Genomic DNA, 17,108 nt, shown 5'->3' with positions numbered 1-17,108 from the left:
TTAAAAAAAGAAACGCCATTGGAAGACAAACAGCATCTAAATAAAAGAGACATAGAGAGCCAGACAAGGCTGAAAGCCGTTATTGAGACCGCTGTGGATGGCATCATCACCATTGATGCCCGTGGTATCATGGAAAGCGCGAACCCGGCTGCGGCCCGTATCTTTGGCTACGAGCCGGTAGAGATGATTGGCCAGAACGTGAGCATGCTCATGCCCGAGCCCGACCATAGCATGCACGACGTCTACATTTCCCGTTACATGAAGACCGGGGTGGGGCAGATCATCGGCAAGGGCCGGGAGGTGCTGGGCAAAAAGAAGACGGGGGAGCTCTTCCCTTTCTTCCTGAGCATTGCCGAGGTGAAGCTGGAGCACAAGACCATCTTCACGGGGATAGTGCATGACATCTCCAGCCTGAAGAAAACGGAGCAGCGGCTGCGCGAGAGCGAAAGCCGCATCAATTCGATTATACAGACGGCCGTGGACGGCATCATCATCATCGATACCCGCGGTGTGATTGAGATGGTGAACCCGGCGGCTGCCAAGCTGTTCCAGTACGAGGAGCGCGAGCTGATCGGGCAAAAGATCAACAAGCTGATGCCCGAGCCAGACCGCAGCCTGCACGACAATTACATGCAGCACTACCACGAAACAGGGGAAAGGCGCATTATCGGCATTGGACGCGAGGTGTCGGGGCTGAAGAAGAACGGTATCGTTTTTCCTATTTACCTCAGCATCAGCGAGGTGCAGCTAACCGACCGCAAAGTATACACCGGCTTTATACATGACATTACGCAGCAGAAGCTCAGCGAGGAGCGGCTACGGCGCTACGCAGCCGAGTTGGAGCGCAGCAACCGCGAGCTGCAGGATTTTGCCTATGTCTCGTCGCACGACCTGCAGGAGCCGCTGCGCAAGATACAGGCCTTCGGTGACAGGCTGAAGACCAAGGAGTACGAGAACCTGAGCGACCAGGGAAAGGACTACGTGGAGCGCATGCTCAATGCGGCCTCCCGCATGCAGAACCTCATCAACGACCTGCTGGACTTCTCCAGGGTTACCTCCAAGGCGAAGCCCTATGTACAGGTAGACCTGGAAAAGGTGCTGCAGGAGGTGCTGTCGGACCTGGAGATCGTGATAGAGAAAACAGGTGCGCAGATAACCCATACGCCGTTGCCTACCATCGATGCTGACCCGACCCAGATGCGCCAACTGTTCCAAAACCTGATCAGTAACGCCATCAAGTTCCGTAAGGAAGGGGTGAAGCCGGAGATACACATCACTGCCAGTGAGCTACACCTGAAAGAGCGGCTAACCTCCACACCTGGCGATGAACTGGTGGAGGTGCGTATACAGGACAACGGCATTGGTTTTGACGAGAAGTACCTGGACCGCATTTTTAATATTTTCCAGCGGCTGGAGGGCCAGAAGTATGAAGGGTCGGGTATCGGCCTGGCCATTGTGCGTAAAATCGCCATTCGCCATGGCGGCGACATCACCGCCCGCAGCCAGCCAAATGTGGGCACGACCTTTATTATAACTTTAGCGAAGAAGCATCTTCAGTAATATATTTATGAGCGCTAATAACAGAAGAACGATCGTGATACTAATTGCCGACGACGACGCAGAAGACCGAATGCTGGTAAAAGAAGCCCTGGACGAAAGTCGTTTGAAGAACCAGGTGCAATTCGTGGAGAACGGAGAGGAACTGCTGGACTACCTGCACAACCGGGGAAAGTATACCGATAAGGAAAAGTACCCTACCCCCGGCCTCATCCTGCTGGACCTGAACATGCCGAAAAAAGACGGCCGCGAGGCTTTAAAAGACATTAAGTCTGACGAGCACCTGCGGGTGATTCCTGTGGTGGTGCTGACCACCTCGAAAGCTGAGGAGGACATCCTGCGTACCTACGACCTGGGGGTAAGCTCCTTTATTACCAAGCCGGTAACATTCACCTCGCTGGTAGATGTGATGCGGACCCTGAGCAAGTACTGGTTTGAGATTGTAGAACTTCCAAAACCATAGAAGTTAAAGAGTTTAGGAGTTAGGGAGTTTGAGAGTGATACACTTTTTGAAGTACAGCTCTTGAACTTCTATACTTTTAGAAGGCAATTAAAATGACTTCATTTTTAACCTCTCTAACGCTTAACCTCTCTAACCCTCTAACTCATACTATGCCTGACAACAAGATACGCGTGCTGCTGGTTGACGATGATGAGGATGATTACATCATCACCAGGGACATCATGGATGACATCCCCGGGAGGAATTATAAGCTCCAATGGTCTTCTTCCTTTGAGGAGGCGCTGGAGTTGATCCGGCAGAATGCGCATGATGTGTACCTGGTGGATTTCTACCTGGGGGCACACAACGGGCTGGAGCTTATCTCGAAGGCAGTGGAGGAAGGCACCAAGGCTCCGTTTATACTTCTGACCGGGCAGAGCGACCTGGAGACGGACGAGCGGGCCATGCGGGTGGGCGCTATGGATTACCTGGTGAAGGGCACCTTTAACCCGTTTGACCTGGAGCGCTCGATCCGGTACAGTATTGAGCATGCCAAGAGCCTTACCGAGATACAGAAGCTGAACGCGGAGCTGGAGCAGCGAGTAGAGGAGCGCACACAGGAACTGGCCGAGGCGATCAGGAAGCTGGAGCACACCAACCGCAGCCTGGAGGAGGCGCAGCTCGAGATACAGAAAGCCCTGCAGAAAGAGCGGGAGCTGAACGAGCTGAAGTCCCGCTTTGTGACCATCGCCTCCCATGAGTTCCGGACGCCGCTGAGCACGGTGCTGTCGTCTGCCTCGCTGGTGAGCAAGTATAAAACCGAGAAAGACGACGAGAAGCGGCAGAAGCACGTGGACCGCATCAAGTCGGCGGTGAGTAACCTGACCACCATCCTCAACGACTTCCTGTCTATCAGCCGCATCGAAGAGGGCCGGATCTACAACGTGCCCACCACTTTCAGCCTGGTGCCTTTTGCCCGTGAGATTGTGGAGGAGATGAATGGCTACCTGAAACAAGGGCAGAAGATCGACTACCGCCACCACGGCTCGCACGACACGGTAACCATTGACAAGCAGCTGCTGAAGAATATCCTGCTGAACCTGCTCTCCAACGGCAGCAAGTACTCTGCCGAGGGCAAGAAAGTATACTTCACCACCGCCCAGGAAGACGACGCCCTCACGATAACAGTGAAAGACGAGGGCATTGGGATACCGACCGCGGATCAGGCGCACCTGTTCACCCCGTTTTTCCGGGCGCAAAACGTGACAAACATACAGGGAACAGGCCTCGGCCTCAACATCGTAAAAAGGTATGTGGAGATAATGGGCGGCTCGCTTTCTTATGAGAGTGAGCTGGACAAAGGCACTACTTTCATCATAACTTTTCCAAACACTGCTGAAGCATGAAAAAGATTCTATTGATAGAAGACAACCCCGACATCAGGGAGAACACGGCTGAGATTCTGGAACTGGCCAACTATGAGGTGATGCAGGCCGAGAATGGCAGGGTAGGTGTGGACCTGGCGCGCAAAGAACAGCCGGATCTGATCATCTGCGATATCATGATGCCCCAGCTGGACGGGTACGGGGTGCTGCACCTGCTCAGCAAGGATGCCGCCACCGCAAGTATCCCTTTTATTTTCCTGACGGCAAAGTCTGAGAAAGAAGACTTTAGGAAGGGTATGAACCTGGGGGCCGATGACTACCTGACCAAGCCTTTCGATGATGTGGAGCTGCTGGACGCCATAGAGATGCGCCTGAAGAAAAACGAGATCCTGAAGGCAGATTTTAAAAAGGATGCGCAGGGGCTGGAGGAGTTTATTGAGGAAGCCAAGGGCTATGAGGAGCTGGAGCAGCTGATCTCTTCTGACAGGCGCCTGACAATGCTGAAAAAGAAGCAGTACCTGTTTATGGAAGGCAACCGCCCCAACTCGCTTTTTTTCCTGAACAAAGGCCGCGTGAAAACCTTTAAGTCGAATGAGGAAGGGCGGGAGTACATCACGCACCTCTACAAGGAAGGGGATTGTATAGGCTACCTCGACCTGCTGGAAGAAACGCATTACCGCGAGTCGGCCATGGCACTGGAGGAGTCGGAAGTGTACGTGATTCCGAAGGAGGACTTCTTTTCGCTGCTGCACCGCAACCGCGACGTGGCCAGCAAGTTCATCAAAATCTTGTCGGATAACCTGGCAGACCGCGAGGAGCGGCTGCTGAAGCTGGCCTACAACTCGGTGCGCAAGCGTGTGGCCGAGGCCCTGCTGCTGGTGGAGAAGCAGTACCAACGGGAGGAGGGAAGTGTGAAGCAGATCGCCATCTCGCGCGAGGACCTGGCCAGCATCGTGGGGGCTTCCAAAGAAACCGTTATCCGCACCCTTGCCGACTTCAAAGACGAAAAGCTGATCGACAGCCAGGGCAGCCGCATCACCATCCTGAACCAGGATAAACTGGAGCGGATGCGAAACTAACAAATCGCGGACGTAAGACTTTACAGAGACGCACGAAGGTGCGTCTCTTTTCTTTTGTAGCTATACCGGATTATCCCCATGCAACTGGAGAAACAGTGCGCGTTTGGACTCTTCCAAGTATAAACCCTGCACGTTTTATACTTTTACTGATAAAGAACACCTCGTAAGGTGACAAATGTCATATTATGGCAGGGGCTGAATGTGGAAATTTGCAAGGTAAACGATGAGAAACAACACCATGCAGCACACATTTAAAGCGCTTACTCTGTCTTATAAGATTGCCCCCATTGCCGTACGCGAGGCGGTGTCGTTGAACGAGATAGCCTGTAAGAACCTGCTCGATAAGATCAACGAGTTCACGGACGCCCGTGATGTGCTGGTGCTCTCCACCTGCAACCGCACCGAAGTATACTATGCCTCGGAGCAGGACCTTTCGCGGGAACTGACCAAGCTGATCGCTCTGGAGAAGGGCTTTATCGCTACCAAAGAGGTGTCGCCGTACTTTAAAAGTATAACCAGCCACGAGGAGGCGGTACAGCACCTGTTCTATGTGTCGCTGGGGCTGGAGTCGCAGGTGGTGGGCGACATGCAGATACTGAACCAGGTGAAGAAGGCTTACCAGTGGGCGGCTGACGCCAACATGGCCGGCCCGTTCCTGCACCGCCTGATGCACACAATTTTTGCCGCCAACAAGCTGGTGGTAAACGAGACCGCTTTCCGCGACGGCGCCGCCTCTGTGTCTTACGCCACCGTGGAGCTGGTGGAGGAGCTGACCAAAGGTATGGAGAACCCGCGCGTGCTCATGATCGGGGTAGGGGAAATCGGTGCCGACGTCTGCGACAACTTCCAGAAATCAGCCATCAGAAACATTGTGATCGCCAACAGAACGCACCACAAGGCGCTGGAGCTGGCGCAGAAAACAGGAGCCACCGCCGTGTATTGGGAGCAGGTGTGGGAAGAGGTAAAAGTGGCTGATGTGGTGATTTCCTCGGTTCCCGGCGACTGTTTTTTCATCAGCAAAGACACCCTTCAAGGCCAGGCCCTGCGCACGCCAAAGTTCTTCGTGGACCTGTCCATGCCCCGCAGCATAGATGCGGAGCTGGAGACGCTGGAGGGGGTACGCGTACTGAACATCGACAACATCCGCAACCGCGCCACGGCTGCCCTGGAAATGCGTTTGGCCTCTGTGCCAGCCGTGAAGCAAATCGTGCTGGAGGCGATGACCGAGTTCCAGGCCTGGACAAAGGAAATGGCTATGTCACCGGCGCTGCAGCAGTTCAAGAACCGGCTGGAGGAGATACGCCAGCAGGAGTTGGCCCGCTACCTTAAAAACCTGAGCGAGGCGGAGAAAGCTGCCGTAGAGGCCGTTACCAAAAGCATGCTGAACAAGATCGTAAAGCTGCCAGCCATAGAGCTGAAGGCCGCCTGCCAGCGCGGCGAGTCGGAGGAACTTTTGCAAGGGCTGGCTGCCTTGTTTCAGCTGGAGCAGAAGCAGGAGGCGTAAATAAAGTACATTCGTGTGCCTAATTCCCCTTGAAAGCAAGGTCTTGTAGCTGGCTTCTAAGGGGAATTTTATTTCAGTTGCTTGGCGTGCTCTTTAAACAACTCCAGCGCCTCTACGTTGCCTTGCTGTATGGCCAGGTCGAAGGCGGTAAGACCGCGTATGTCTTGCAGGGTAGCATCTGCACCGCTGTCAAGCAGGGTTTTTACCAGCACATTTCTGCCGAATAAGGAGGCAAACATCAAAGCGGTGCCGCCGTTGCCGGTTCGGAGGTTCAGGTTTGCGCCTTTGGAGATCAGGTAACGGGCAATCTCGTCATAGCCTTTAAAGCTGACACCCATCAGGGAGGTGTTTCCGCCGGCATCGGCCGCGTTCACATCCGCTCCGGCCTCCAGCAACACTTTCACAGCCTCCATATTTCCGTTATAGCTTGCCAGGATAAGGGCCGTATAGCCTCTGCCATCCCGGGCCTCCAGATCAATGCCAGACGCAATCGCCTGTTTCAGATAGTCCACATCTCCTTTGCGGGCAGCATCCAGAAAAAGGTCTTCGGGGTGGGTGGAGTAGAAACTCATAGCAAAAGTTGGTTAAGGGTTACGGATTAAGTACGGTGAACCATAGGGAAAGGGTAACTTTTACCTAACCGGTTGCAGCTGCTTTGGTTCAAGGAAAGGATAAACCCATTCAGCCCGCGGTATGATAGTGCTGCACCAGTGCATGATAAAAATCCTGCTCGTTCTGCAGCCAGGGGAAGTGGCTGGTGCGCGGTATGGTGATGTAGTGGGCATAGGGATAGCGTTCCCGCACGTAGTTTTTGCTGTCGCCGTAGATGTCATCGTCTCCGTAGGTAACGGTAAACGGAAAGCCCTGATCTATCATCGGCTCCTGCACCGGCTCTTTTAAGATCGCAAGGGTGGTGCGGTTTATACTTTTGGCGGTGATATGGTCTACCATCACAGGCACCGGGTTACCCATTTCATACCCCTTGTTGCAGTTAAGGCAGAATTGGGTGAAGAGCCTTTCATGCGCCTTGTCGTTCCCCAAAAAGCCGAGTGCGGCGTCTTTTACCATGCCGAACCACTCATTGCCGGTACACTTGCGTTTGTTATACTTAGCTACTTCCAGCACCATTTCTTTCCACTGCCTGCCGGTGCCGGAGGCGGGGCTGCAGAGAAACAGGCTCAGGAGGCGGTGCGGGTTCTGGTAGGCGTAAAGCTGTGCGTAAAGGCCGCCCCAGGAGTGGCCAAAGAGGTGAAACCGCTCCAGGTTAAAGCGCGCGGCCACCTGATCAATATCGGCCAGATAGGTGCCCATGGAGTAGTCGCTGTCGTAGCAGGGGGAGCTGAGGGTGCCGCGCTGGTGAAAGGTGATGACCTGGAAATGACGGTGCAGAAAATCGGCCACCGGCCCCAGGCCATCCGGCACGCCCGGGCCCCCATGCAGCAAGATTACCGTTTCTTTACCAGCGTTCGGGTAGGCCACCGTGTACAGCCTGGTGTCCTCGTTTTTAACTAAGATCTCCCTTGTGTTTTCCATGGTAGTCTATTACGCAAGCTATAGGTTTTAAGTAGTTTAGAGGATATAGGCAAGTGTGTAGTTGGCTTGGAATTGCAGCCGTTAATGCATCAGGTGCATCAAATGCATTAGGCCTTAGGCGATGCTTGCGCCTTACTTGGGTGATCTAATGCTGTCGTTATGCCTAGCAGGATGTTGCTTCGGAGAGAAAAGTACAGCTTTACCTGTTCCCCAATTTCATGTGTGCTGTAAGCTTCTTCTTCTACCTGTATCCTTTGATTATTTATAACTAAAAAGAACTCGACGAGCCGTGGCCTGGAGCCAGCGTCAGCTGCCGGGTTGCCATGCCATCCCCAGTTGTTCTGGGTATACTTGTCCGTTATGATCCCGGAGGATGTTCTTTTGGTGCCACTCCTTACATCTCTTAGGTACTTTTTTGTTGCTTGAAACAAGAGGCCTGCAAAGCTAGTGACAGTGGCTAAGTGCAAAGCAGTGATTGCTGTATCCTTTCCGAATGGGAAACTGGCGTGCGTGATAATGAAGATACTAGCAGCAGCGAGTACTATCGCCACGATAACACCGCTAGCTGCATAGCTTACTAACACTTGCTTCAGCTCACGTTTTATCTTGCGCTTGTCAGCCCTGCTTAGTTTTTCAGTCACTATCATTCAAATAATCCACGGCTAGTCGGTAAACGTCGCTATTCTGCCCTGTTCGTACCATCTGACGCTGTCTTCTCCTAAAATAAGTATAAATTCATACTTTCCTATACTGGTTGCCTGGTGATTTGGTAATCCTCAGTTTCTTACTGAACATCAGGTTAATAGTAGTGGAAAGCAAAACCATAGGGTACAGGCTGTAGTAAAAGAGAGTTATGCTATCTACCAAAAGCCCTACCAAAGAAGAATTGGCCGCCGCCTCCGGAAGAACGGTGCCTGATATTATCATCCCGGGTCTAAAAGTACTTTTCTGCGGCATTAACCCAGGCTTGTACACCGCTGTAAAGGGCCATCACTTTGCCCGGCCCGGCAACCGCTTTTGGCCAACGCTGCATGCCGCCGGCTTTACCCCCACCAAATACCAGCCGCACCAGGAGGAGGAGTTGCTGCAGCTTGGCTACGGCATCACCAACATTGTAAGCAGGGCTACGGCGAATGCGGCGGAACTAGGCAAGGCAGAACTCATTGACGGCGGCATTTCGCTGGTAGAGAAGGTGATTCTGTACCAGCCACAGGTGCTGGCGCTGCTGGGTCTCTCGGCCTACCGCGTGGCTTTTGGCAAAGCAACCGCTGAGATCGGGCTGCAGGAACAAACCATCGGGCAAACCAAGCTGTGGGTGCTGCCAAACCCGAGCGGCCTGAACGCGCATTTCCCGCCCAAAAAACTAGCTACCGTTTACCGCGAACTGCGCGAGTTTGTGGAGCAGCAGGATGCGTAGTTTTGTATTAACAAACCTCTTGGTTCCTTTTGGGGTATCTTTTACTGAGCCAGCAAACTAAAATAGGGCGGCTTGGGCTGGTGCTTGCCGCCACGTATACACACATCAATATCCAAAGCTATGGAAAAACAAATGAGAGCAGCGACCTACAGTGAGTTTGGCGGTCCGGAGAAAGTAAGCGTTAACACGGTTGAGGTACCTGAAGTAGGAGAGGGCGAAGTGTTAGTCCGTATCAGGGCGGCTGGCGTAAACCCAGTGGACTATGCCGTGCGCGAAGGATACCTGAAAGACCACCTGCCCACAAAGTTTCCCGTTATACCCGGTTGGGACATGGCCGGCGAAGTGGTGGAGCGGGGCTTTAGTGCCAGAAGGTTTGAGGTAGGAGACGGAGTGTACGCCTATGCCCGCAGGCCCGTGGTGCAGCATGGCACTTTCGCTGAGTACATCGTAATCCCGGAAAGCTACCTGGCTGCCAGACCCAAGAACCTCTCATGGGAGGAGGCAGCAGGCATACCCCTGGTGGGTCTCACTGCCTACCAGTCTTTGTTTGGAGCCGGGCAACTAGAGGAGGGGCAGACGGTACTGATTTTAGGAGCCTCCGGCGGCGTTGGCAGCTTGGGTATTCAGTTGGCCAAGGCAAAAGGCGCCACCGTGATTGGTGTTGCCAGCGAAAAGAACCACCAGTACATGCAGGACCTGGGGGCAGACCACACGGTAGACTACAAGAACAGCCACGTAGGGGAAGCCGTGCAACAGATCGTACCAGATGGGGTAGACCTGATTTTTGACTGCGCCAGCGGCGAGACCCTGCAGCAAAGCCTGCAGGCGCTGAAACCATCTGGCAAGCTGGTCTCTATCCTCAACCACGGCACCGACCTGGATCCGGAAATAGACTTTACGTATGTGTTTGTTGAGCCGAATTCACGTCAGCTCGGCCACTTGCGGGAGCTGGCAGAATCAGGCAAGTTGCGGGTGCCGGTAAGCCAGACGTATTCTTTGGAGGAGACAGCAGAGGCGATGAAGCAGATTCAAACCTCCCACACCACGGGTAAGATCGTTATTGTGCCGTAAAGCTAAATCCGTAAACGCGGAATGGGCAAGGGCAGAAGCTACCTTATACTTTGTGTCGCTTATTTTTTATAGGGAGAGATCTTTCCGTTATCATCGACCAAAAAGGCTTTGTCGGCTTCGTCTAGTATGGCTTCTTTGCTGTCGGAGTAAGCTTCTACGATCTGCGGCTTTTTTTCTTTGAAGTGCTTGGTGATGCGGCGAAGCTTTTCTTCCTCTTTGCAGGCCTCACCGATCACCTTGTAGGTGCCATGCTCATACTTTACCTGGGTGCCGGCAAAGCCGTCTATGGGAAACAGATCGAACAGGGGCTTTACGTATAGCTCCAACCCGCCGGTGGCGCAGAAAAGCTGCATGCCTTCCCGACGTATTTCTTCAAACCGCTCCTTCAACTCCTTGTTAAAGTTCTCCGGGTACTCTTTTGCCCAAAACTCCTTTGCCAGCTTTTCTACCTGCTCCGGCGGCAACCCATCCAGGTAGTTGAAAAAGTTTTCCTTGAACTCCGTTTGCCGTATCTGGTGGAGCTTTTTCAGCAGCTTGTAATAGGCCATCTCAAACACAAACCTGATGCGCTTCGGACGTTTACCCACAACAAACTTGTAGAACTCGTCCTTGGAGCTCTTGTTGTAGAACGTGCCGTTCAGGTCAAACACGATCAGTTTCACTTCTGCCTCACCAGTTGCCATATTGCTTTCTCATATGATGATGTAGGTATACGCACAACGGCACTAGCCGGCCTGTGCCGCTAAGGGGTTTTGTGGCCGGTGGTAGGCAAGGCTGTGTTGCCATAGCGCCCTTCGTCGGAGTTATCCTTGTATGGCTTCTTCCTCTTGGTTAAAGCAAAATGGAATGGAGGAGGTAAAAAGAGCTATCATCAAAAAGAAGCCTGTGAGATGAAAGGCTTAGCCTTCGGTCGAGATTTCCGCGCACGATTCTAGCCGGATGCCAGGGAAACGTAGACAGGCTGCCTTCGCTCCTAGTAGAACTAGCTGCTTCCACGCGCACGGAACGTTTAATAGGCTGAAAACGGAAAGCCGTGTGATAAACACAAGTTCATCGCTGTTGCGCCCGTACGAATGGCGCTAAATTTTTCCGCTACGGCTTCTTGTGGATGAAGGCAGCGTTGTCTGAACGCTTGCCCAGCCTGGCGGCCAACCATTGTATGGCGATGATCGTTTTGGCGTCTCGTAGTGGCTGGCTCAGCAGTTCTTCTTCAGTAAACCTGCTGATGCTGATCTGCTCGTGCTCCTCGTCTTTGCCACCACCCGCTGCTATTTTCTGGCTTACCTCCGCATAATAAAGGTAAATGGCTTCGGTACAGGCGCCTGGCGAAGTATAGAAGTTCCAGATAGGCTCCAGGTAATCTACTTCATAGCCTGTTTCTTCTGCTATTTCCTTGCGTATGTTTTCTTCTGGATCGTCCTCTAAAACGCCGCCAACAACTTCCAGCACCTCCTGCTCCACACTGTAGCGAAACTGCCTTACCAGGATGTACTCTTTCTTTTTCGTGTCATACACAAGGGCTGCCACGGCTCCACCGCTGTCGAACTGCTCCCGCTCCAGTGTTTCGCCCTTGTCTTCCAGGTATATTTTTCGGAAAGTATAAAAGCCGTCGTAGATTGTTTCTTTTCCCTTTATTTTCATGTTGTTGCGGTAGGGTGAACTCATTCTACGGAGGCAGACGCCCTACGTTTGTAGCGCGTCTGCGATAAGGTACACAACACGAACGGCAGGTACTACACCTGCCGTTCGTGTTGTGTATCAAATACTGCTGCTTATTGTTCCTTATTTTTCCGGAGTACCTTCCCCAAGCGCTCCGCAGCATAGTTTTCATCCTCTTTTGCCAATTTACCGCCGATCAGCACATACCGGAAGCCGCTGGCCAGCTGGTCCGGCTTCTCGTAGGTTGCATTCTCCTTTACCTCGGATGGGTTAAAAACGAGCAGGTCCGCCTTATAGCCGGGCTTCAGCAGGCCGCGTTTTTGTAAGCCTATGGTTTGGGCAGGCAGGCCGGTCATCTTCCGCACCGCCTCCTGCAGGCTAAGCAGCTGCTTTTCTTTTACATAGGTTTCGATCACCTTGGCAAAGGAGCCATAGCCCCTGGGGTGGTGCATGCTTGGGCTTCCGTCGGAGCCGATCATCACGTAGGGGGCGAGCATCAGCTCTTCCTGTAGCTCCTCGTTCATGATAAAGTAAGCCCCGCTGGCGCCGTACGGACCGATGTTCTCCACCAGCACATCCTCAAAGGGCTTGTTCAATTCTTCCGAGATCTGGGCCAGGTTCTTGCCCGTAAAGCGGCCGGAACCGATGAGCGTGGCCTCTGGACCGTTGCGTTGCATTACCCGGTTGCGAAGGTAGGTTCTGAGTTCCTCTTTCCGGGTTTTCAGCACCTCGTTGTAGTCGTGAGGCGATTTGGCCCAGTCCGGGAAGAGAATGGCGATGCCGGTGTAGCTGGCGGTGTAGGGGTAGAAGTCGGCCGTAACCTTGGTGCCGCTCTGGCGGGCGCTGTCGAGCACCTGCAGCACCTGCCGTGCCCGCTCTTTGCCCTTGCCGTACACCACCTTGATATGCGACACATGCACCGGGCAGTAAGCACCCTGCGCCAGTAGCTCCTGGATAGATGCCTCCACCAGTGAATCATCCTCGTTGCGCATGTGGCTCATCACCAGTCCGTTTTTAGCGCCCACTACTTTGGCCAGCCTGTTCAACTCTTCGCTGCTGGCGTAGTAGCCCGGGTTATACTCCAGGCCGGTGGTCAGGCCGTAGCAGCCGGCCTCCATGGCGTCGGCCACCAACTCTTCCATGGCTTTCAGGTGCTCTTCGGCAGGCTGTTTCTCATACATGGCCCCCGACAGCACGCGCAGGGAGTTGTGGCCGGCAAACATGGCGATGTTCACGCCCGGATGGGCCGCATCGACCGAGTCCATCCAGGCGCTCATGTCTTTGTTGTTGTGGCTAAAGCCGTCTTGGCCCAGGGATATGGTTGTAACACCCATGGCCAGGAAATTCCTGAACTCTGGCTCCTGCATGGGATCACCGTGCGCGTGGGCATCGATAAAACCGGGCGTTACCACCATGCCCTTGGCGTTGATCGTTCGGAGGGCCTTGTAAGTATAGGCCGTGTCTATGTCGATCAGGGCAATGGTATCGGCACCAACGAGAATGTTGGCGGTGAAAGGCTCGGAGCCGGTGCCATCTACTACGGTGGCGTTTTTCAAGAGCAGGTCGTAGGTGAGGCTGCGGGCCTTGTTTTCCTGTTGCTCCTGCTGGCTGGTGCTTTGGCAGGAGGTAAAAGCTGCCGCTGCCACAAGTGCAGTAAAGAGCTTTGTAAGGGTGTTGTGTGTTGCCATAGAGGGTGTTTATACTTTGTGACAGCCGGATGTGGCTATACTATTACCAGCCACACGGGTTACATGCCAAACAAGGAGGTTTAAGTTACGCAGAAGTATGGAAAGAACACAGGGCCTATACCTGAGGCTTTTAAAATGCGATGAAACTAGGGTTTAGCAGGTTCGGTTTGTTGTACTGCAATTCCTGCTGCAGGTCCTCCTGGTAGATGCCCCGGTTCAGGGCATTCAGGATGGCGTGGGCAGCGGCGGTGTCCCACTCCATGGTAGGGGCGAAGCGGGGGTAAAGGTCGGCCTTGCCCTCGGCTAGTAGCATGAACTTGAGCGAGCTGCCCATGCTGCTGGTGTTGGCTCCGGGGAAGCGCTGTATGAACGCTTCTGTTTGGGGGCTTAAATGAGTGCGCGAGGCAACTATCGTTAGCTCCGGTTGCTGTGGGAGGTCTTCTAACGTATGGCGCTTGGGCAAGGGCAGCAGCTGTGCTTTCGATTCCTTAGTTTCTTTATAGACGCCCGTTCCCGCAGACCCGAAGTATAAACTATCCAGCACCGGCGCATAGATAACGCCAGCCACAGGCATGTTGTGGTGCATCAGGGCAATGTTGACGGTGAACTCCCCGTTGCGTTTCAGAAACTCCTTGGTGCCGTCCAGCGGGTCCACGAGCCAATACCATACCCACTGCTGCCGCTGCTCAAAAAGGAGCTGGCTTCCTTCTTCTGAAAGGATGGGCAGGCCGGTAGCCACAAGGTGCTGCGTGATGACCTCATGCGCGGCGCGGTCAGCTTTAGTGAGGGGAGAGTCATCAGACTTTATACTTACATCAAACGCTCCGGAAGTATAAATCTGCATGATGGCGCTCCCCGCTTCCAGGGCGGCGGTGTGGGCTACGAGCAACAGGTCTGCTATACTTAGATTGATGTTCACGGAGCTATGGGTTTAAGAAGGTGCGAAGTACAAAGGTGCTACATGGCGGCCTTCAGGCGTTCCTGCAGCCGCAGTTGCGGCTCCACAAAGGTAATAAGTTTGTGCAGCGAGTCGTCTATACTTTCCTGGTCGGTTCTTAGGGTCAGATCGGGATGTGACGGGACCTCGTAAGGCGCGCTGATGCCGGTAAAGTTCGGGATAAAGCCTGCCCGTGCCTTGGCGTAAAGCCCTTTGGTGTCACGCTGTTCGCATACCTGCAGGCTGCAGCTGATGTATACTTCCGTAAACCGCTCCGGCCCCACGATCTGCCTGGCCAGCTCCCGTTCCTCGGCATAAGGGGAGATGAAGGCGCAGATCACCACCATCCCCGCATCCAGCATCAGGTTCGCTACCTCGGCCACCCGACGCATGTTCTCCTTCCGGTCCTGCTCGGTAAAGCTGAGGTCGCGGCACAGGCCGTTGCGGATGTTGTCGCCATCGAGCAGGTATACTTTGTAGCCCTGGTGAAACAGGTAGTGCTCCAGGCGCAGGGCCAGCGTGCTCTTACCGGAGCCGGAGAGGCCGGTGAGCCATACCAGCTGCGGTTCCTGCTGCATCAGCTGGCGGCGCTGCGCCGGGCATACTTTGGATTTAAAGGGATAGATGTTTTTCATAGTTGTAGGGAGCGTGTGCATGTGTAAAGTATAAATCGCTATACTTCTGCCCACCTTGTACGGCAATAAATCGCTTAAAGTCGTATAGCAGCCTGATTGTGTAATTTAAACCCCTTTATACGATGAAAATACTGCAGGGCGGCGCCCCGAAGTGCGGCAACCTTTGGCTTTACCAGATCATCCAGCAGGTACTGGAAAGAAGCGGCCAGCCCGCTTCGAGCTTTATCCAGCGGCAACCCATTTACGAGCTTGCCAAAACCTGGGAGCTGAACTATCCCACCCAGGCCAGCATCGACGTGCTGGACATTACCGACCTGCAATACAGCTACCGCATCAGCAGCATTTTCCGGATGCCGGTGGAAAGTATAAATGACTATGTGGCGCAGACGGATCATGTGTGGACGCACTCGCCGGTGTGCAAGCGCAGCGGCGAGCTGTTCCGCCTCTTCGACAAGAAAGTATACATCGTGCGCGACCCCCGCGATAGGGCTATCTCAGCCGCCAAGTACTATACTTCGGATTACATGCTCAAGTACTACCCACAGGAGGAAGCCGACGCGAAACGCTACCTCGAAAAGCACTTCGAGGCGCTGCTGCTGGAGTGGGTGTGGCATGTATACGACCACCTGCGCTACAGCCAAGAGCATAATATCCACATCGCGTTTTACGAGGGATTTCTGCTGGATTTTCAGCAGGAGCTAGGCCGCCTGCTCAACTACCTGGAGGTGGACCTGAGCGAGCAGGAGCGTGCGGAGTTGCAGGAGGCTATGAGTTTTGCCACCATGAAAAGCAAAAACCCGAAGCACCTGAAAAAGGGGCAGTCGGGTTACTGGATGGACCAGCTGACGGATGCGCAGGCGGAGCAGGCTGACATCATCGCCGGGCCGCTGATCCGTTTCCTGGGCTATCCGGCTTCCAAAGGGCAGCCGATGAGCTACAGCACCGAGCAGCCCCATCAGGATTTTGAAGGGCTGAAGCAGGAGATCATCTCCTCGCAGCAGCCGCTGTACCAGGAGTAGTTACCACACCCCCAGCTGCCGCCCTACCGTCTTGAGCTGACCGATGTGGTAGCCGGTGTGGTGTAGCGTGGTCATAGCAGCCCAGGAGAGGGTTTTGCCATTTGGCTGCTTGGCAAACAGGTCTGTGTTCGGGTCTTTTACAAGAGAAATCATCTCGTCCAGCTCCTGCGCGTAGGCATCTATGGCCTGGTTCCATTCCTGCTCGCTCTCCGGCTCATGGTTCTCGGGCCAGTGGGCATCGGGCCATACATTAATTTCCTGCTCCGGGTGCTTCATAAACTGCAGGAGCGTTTTCTGCCGTGCCCGGATGTGGCCCAGCAGGATCCAGGCCGAAAAGTGCAGCCCGTCGAGTAGGATTCCGGCTTTTTTGTAGTCGAATTCGCGTAGCAGGATTACGTTAGGGGCAAATCCTCCTTCCAGCAGCTCCACCAGTTGCTCCCTCACTAAACTGTCTATCTGCTGCGCCGTTTGCTTTGTTTTTATGCTTTCCAAAGTCGTTTCTTTTGATGCTGTATACTTGTAGATCATCAGAAACGGGAGGAGGAGGGGTAGGGTTGGAGGTTTGCGGTTTAGGTTCTCGGAGAAATGATGTAGTGGCGCTACAGTGCACGCTGGCGCAAGCTTCCGCTTGTGCCGCTCTTAGCCGCTGCTCCTGTAATTCATTCCTGGCGCAAGTCTTCAGACTTGTGTCCTATCATGGTGTCGAGTTTGTAACTCGACTGGCTTGAAAAGCCATATTTTATACTTTGCCTATACTTTATACTTTTCTGGCTCAAGCGTCCGCTTGTGCCTTTCTTAGCTGCCGCTTCCCGCAACTTGAACCAGGCTATATTTCCAAGCCACCGTTCATCCTCCAGATTTACATACCTATCGTTGCATTTCATACTTTGGCTCCCTCAAGGCCGGGAGGCCTCGCCTTGGGGGTAGGGGCCCTCGATAAGGGCATCGCGCTGTGTTCCCTCCTGCGCCAGGGCGCTGCCACTAGCGTGGCACCGGATCTCACAAGGCGCTCTTTTTCGAGGGCCCCTACCCCCACCCAAAGGGTGGGATCAGATTCGATAGCTACAGCTGACGGAGCTTGAACCGAGCTCTCTCTCCTATTTTTAGGAGAGGGTTGGTGAGAGGTGAATTCCCCTCCTCGGAGGGGCTAGGGGTGGGTTTATACTTGTAGGGACAGCCCGC

18 protein-coding genes are annotated in these 17,108 nt (G+C 53.9%); 8 read left to right on the top strand and 10 right to left on the bottom strand.

From position 1 onward, the window contains the following. Positions 1 to 18: 18 nt before the first annotated feature. From PXG97_RS03350 to hemA, 5 genes are all read left to right on the top strand, one after another. A complete protein-coding gene (locus PXG97_RS03350) occupies positions 19 to 1,560 on the top strand; it encodes a PAS domain-containing sensor histidine kinase (RefSeq protein WP_276496299.1) in 1,542 nt (513 codons plus the stop codon). A 7-nt stretch (positions 1,561 to 1,567) separates the two neighbouring features. Beyond that, positions 1,568 to 2,020 (top strand): response regulator, encoded by a 453-nt coding sequence (locus PXG97_RS03345; protein ID WP_276496298.1) that lies wholly within the window; start codon positions 1,568 to 1,570, stop codon positions 2,018 to 2,020. A 149-nt stretch (positions 2,021 to 2,169) separates the two neighbouring features. Next, on the top strand, positions 2,170 to 3,405 hold the full coding sequence (locus tag PXG97_RS03340; RefSeq protein ID WP_276496297.1) for an ATP-binding response regulator: 1,236 nt from the start codon (positions 2,170 to 2,172) through the stop codon (positions 3,403 to 3,405). Beyond that, positions 3,402 to 4,463 carry a response regulator gene (locus tag PXG97_RS03335; protein ID WP_276496296.1) on the top strand — a complete coding sequence of 354 codons (1,062 nt, stop codon included), beginning with the start codon at positions 3,402 to 3,404 and terminating at the stop codon, positions 4,461 to 4,463. Before PXG97_RS03340 ends, PXG97_RS03335 begins: the two co-directional genes overlap by 4 nt. Before the next feature lie 238 nt (positions 4,464 to 4,701). Then, positions 4,702 to 5,967 carry a glutamyl-tRNA reductase gene (hemA, locus tag PXG97_RS03330; RefSeq protein WP_276496887.1) on the top strand — a complete coding sequence of 422 codons (1,266 nt, stop codon included), beginning with the start codon at positions 4,702 to 4,704 and terminating at the stop codon, positions 5,965 to 5,967. Positions 5,968 to 6,035: 68 nt separating this feature from the next. On the opposite strand, the gene PXG97_RS03325 is transcribed toward hemA, so the two are convergent. From PXG97_RS03325 to PXG97_RS03315, 3 genes are all read right to left on the bottom strand, one after another. Beyond that, entirely contained in the window at positions 6,036 to 6,539 is a 504-nt protein-coding gene (locus PXG97_RS03325) for an ankyrin repeat domain-containing protein (protein ID WP_276496295.1), read from the bottom strand. A gap of 109 nt (positions 6,540 to 6,648) precedes the next feature. Beyond that, entirely contained in the window at positions 6,649 to 7,500 is an 852-nt protein-coding gene (locus tag PXG97_RS03320) for an alpha/beta fold hydrolase (protein ID WP_276496294.1), read from the bottom strand. Between the two features lie 107 nt (positions 7,501 to 7,607). Then, entirely contained in the window at positions 7,608 to 8,147 is a 540-nt protein-coding gene (locus PXG97_RS03315; RefSeq protein ID WP_276496293.1) for a hypothetical protein, read from the bottom strand. 206 nt (positions 8,148 to 8,353) lie between these two features. Here PXG97_RS03315 and mug point away from each other — a divergent pair, with 206 nt between their 5' ends. After that, positions 8,354 to 8,917 (top strand): G/U mismatch-specific DNA glycosylase, encoded by a 564-nt coding sequence (gene mug / locus PXG97_RS03310; RefSeq protein WP_276496292.1) that lies wholly within the window; start codon positions 8,354 to 8,356, stop codon positions 8,915 to 8,917. Between the two features lie 120 nt (positions 8,918 to 9,037). Beyond that, positions 9,038 to 9,988, top strand: coding sequence for an NADP-dependent oxidoreductase (locus PXG97_RS03305; protein WP_276496291.1), 951 nt, complete (start codon positions 9,038 to 9,040; stop codon positions 9,986 to 9,988). Between the two features lie 59 nt (positions 9,989 to 10,047). On the opposite strand, the gene PXG97_RS03300 is transcribed toward PXG97_RS03305, so the two are convergent. From PXG97_RS03300 to cysC, 5 genes are all read right to left on the bottom strand, one after another. Continuing rightward, positions 10,048 to 10,671 carry an HAD family hydrolase gene (locus PXG97_RS03300; protein ID WP_276496290.1) on the bottom strand — a complete coding sequence of 208 codons (624 nt, stop codon included), beginning with the start codon at positions 10,669 to 10,671 and terminating at the stop codon, positions 10,048 to 10,050. 409 nt (positions 10,672 to 11,080) lie between these two features. Further along, positions 11,081 to 11,653, bottom strand: a complete 573-nt coding sequence (locus PXG97_RS03295) for an NUDIX domain-containing protein (RefSeq protein WP_276496289.1) — start codon at positions 11,651 to 11,653, stop codon at positions 11,081 to 11,083. Positions 11,654 to 11,760: 107 nt separating this feature from the next. Next, the gene (locus tag PXG97_RS03290; RefSeq protein WP_276496288.1) at positions 11,761 to 13,335 is read right to left on the bottom strand and encodes an N-acyl-D-amino-acid deacylase family protein; all 1,575 of its coding nucleotides are present in this window, start codon (positions 13,333 to 13,335) and stop codon (positions 11,761 to 11,763) included. 130 nt (positions 13,336 to 13,465) lie between these two features. Further along, positions 13,466 to 14,254 (bottom strand): 3'(2'),5'-bisphosphate nucleotidase CysQ, encoded by a 789-nt coding sequence (gene cysQ, locus PXG97_RS03285; protein ID WP_338088592.1) that lies wholly within the window; start codon positions 14,252 to 14,254, stop codon positions 13,466 to 13,468. A gap of 38 nt (positions 14,255 to 14,292) precedes the next feature. Beyond that, positions 14,293 to 14,907, bottom strand: a complete 615-nt coding sequence (gene cysC / locus PXG97_RS03280) for an adenylyl-sulfate kinase (RefSeq protein WP_276496287.1) — start codon at positions 14,905 to 14,907, stop codon at positions 14,293 to 14,295. A gap of 122 nt (positions 14,908 to 15,029) precedes the next feature. Here cysC and PXG97_RS03275 point away from each other — a divergent pair, with 122 nt between their 5' ends. Continuing rightward, entirely contained in the window at positions 15,030 to 15,926 is an 897-nt protein-coding gene (locus PXG97_RS03275; protein WP_276496286.1) for a sulfotransferase domain-containing protein, read from the top strand. On the opposite strand, the gene PXG97_RS03270 is transcribed toward PXG97_RS03275, so the two are convergent. Together PXG97_RS03270 and PXG97_RS03265 are read right to left on the bottom strand one after the other, a co-directional pair. Beyond that, complete coding sequence (locus tag PXG97_RS03270; RefSeq protein WP_276496285.1) at positions 15,927 to 16,418, bottom strand: hypothetical protein; 492 nt, start codon at positions 16,416 to 16,418, stop codon at positions 15,927 to 15,929. Positions 16,419 to 16,585: 167 nt separating this feature from the next. After that, positions 16,586 to 16,810, bottom strand: coding sequence for a hypothetical protein (locus PXG97_RS03265; protein WP_276496284.1), 225 nt, complete (start codon positions 16,808 to 16,810; stop codon positions 16,586 to 16,588). Between the last annotated feature and the right edge of the window lie 298 nt (positions 16,811 to 17,108).

The organism is Pontibacter litorisediminis, from assembly GCF_029360645.1.
Classification (GTDB): domain Bacteria; phylum Bacteroidota; class Bacteroidia; order Cytophagales; family Hymenobacteraceae; genus Pontibacter; species Pontibacter litorisediminis.
The sequence above is the reverse complement of the archived record's forward strand: the minus strand, read 5'-3'. Positions and strand labels throughout refer to the sequence as shown.

What these genes read in the sequence shown, in the direction of transcription:
- PXG97_RS03345 (WP_276496298.1), top strand. Translation starts at nt 1,568, where the DNA reads ATGAGCGCTAATAACAGAAGAACGATCGTGATACTAATTGCCGACGAC.
- PXG97_RS03340 (WP_276496297.1), top strand. Translation starts at nt 2,170, where the DNA reads ATGCCTGACAACAAGATACGCGTGCTGCTGGTTGACGATGATGAGGAT.
- PXG97_RS03335 (WP_276496296.1), top strand. Translation starts at nt 3,402, where the DNA reads ATGAAAAAGATTCTATTGATAGAAGACAACCCCGACATCAGGGAGAAC.
- hemA (WP_276496887.1), top strand. Translation starts at nt 4,702, where the DNA reads ATGCAGCACACATTTAAAGCGCTTACTCTGTCTTATAAGATTGCCCCC.
- PXG97_RS03325 (WP_276496295.1), bottom strand. Translation starts at nt 6,539, where the DNA reads ATGAGTTTCTACTCCACCCACCCCGAAGACCTTTTTCTGGATGCTGCC.
- PXG97_RS03320 (WP_276496294.1), bottom strand. Translation starts at nt 7,500, where the DNA reads ATGGAAAACACAAGGGAGATCTTAGTTAAAAACGAGGACACCAGGCTG.
- PXG97_RS03315 (WP_276496293.1), bottom strand. Translation starts at nt 8,147, where the DNA reads ATGATAGTGACTGAAAAACTAAGCAGGGCTGACAAGCGCAAGATAAAA.
- mug (WP_276496292.1), top strand. Translation starts at nt 8,354, where the DNA reads ATGCTATCTACCAAAAGCCCTACCAAAGAAGAATTGGCCGCCGCCTCC.
- PXG97_RS03305 (WP_276496291.1), top strand. Translation starts at nt 9,038, where the DNA reads ATGGAAAAACAAATGAGAGCAGCGACCTACAGTGAGTTTGGCGGTCCG.
- PXG97_RS03300 (WP_276496290.1), bottom strand. Translation starts at nt 10,671, where the DNA reads ATGGCAACTGGTGAGGCAGAAGTGAAACTGATCGTGTTTGACCTGAAC.
- PXG97_RS03295 (WP_276496289.1), bottom strand. Translation starts at nt 11,653, where the DNA reads ATGAGTTCACCCTACCGCAACAACATGAAAATAAAGGGAAAAGAAACA.
- PXG97_RS03290 (WP_276496288.1), bottom strand. Translation starts at nt 13,335, where the DNA reads ATGGCAACACACAACACCCTTACAAAGCTCTTTACTGCACTTGTGGCA.
- cysC (WP_276496287.1), bottom strand. Translation starts at nt 14,907, where the DNA reads ATGAAAAACATCTATCCCTTTAAATCCAAAGTATGCCCGGCGCAGCGC.
- PXG97_RS03275 (WP_276496286.1), top strand. Translation starts at nt 15,030, where the DNA reads ATGAAAATACTGCAGGGCGGCGCCCCGAAGTGCGGCAACCTTTGGCTT.
- PXG97_RS03265 (WP_276496284.1), bottom strand. Translation starts at nt 16,810, where the DNA reads ATGAAATGCAACGATAGGTATGTAAATCTGGAGGATGAACGGTGGCTT.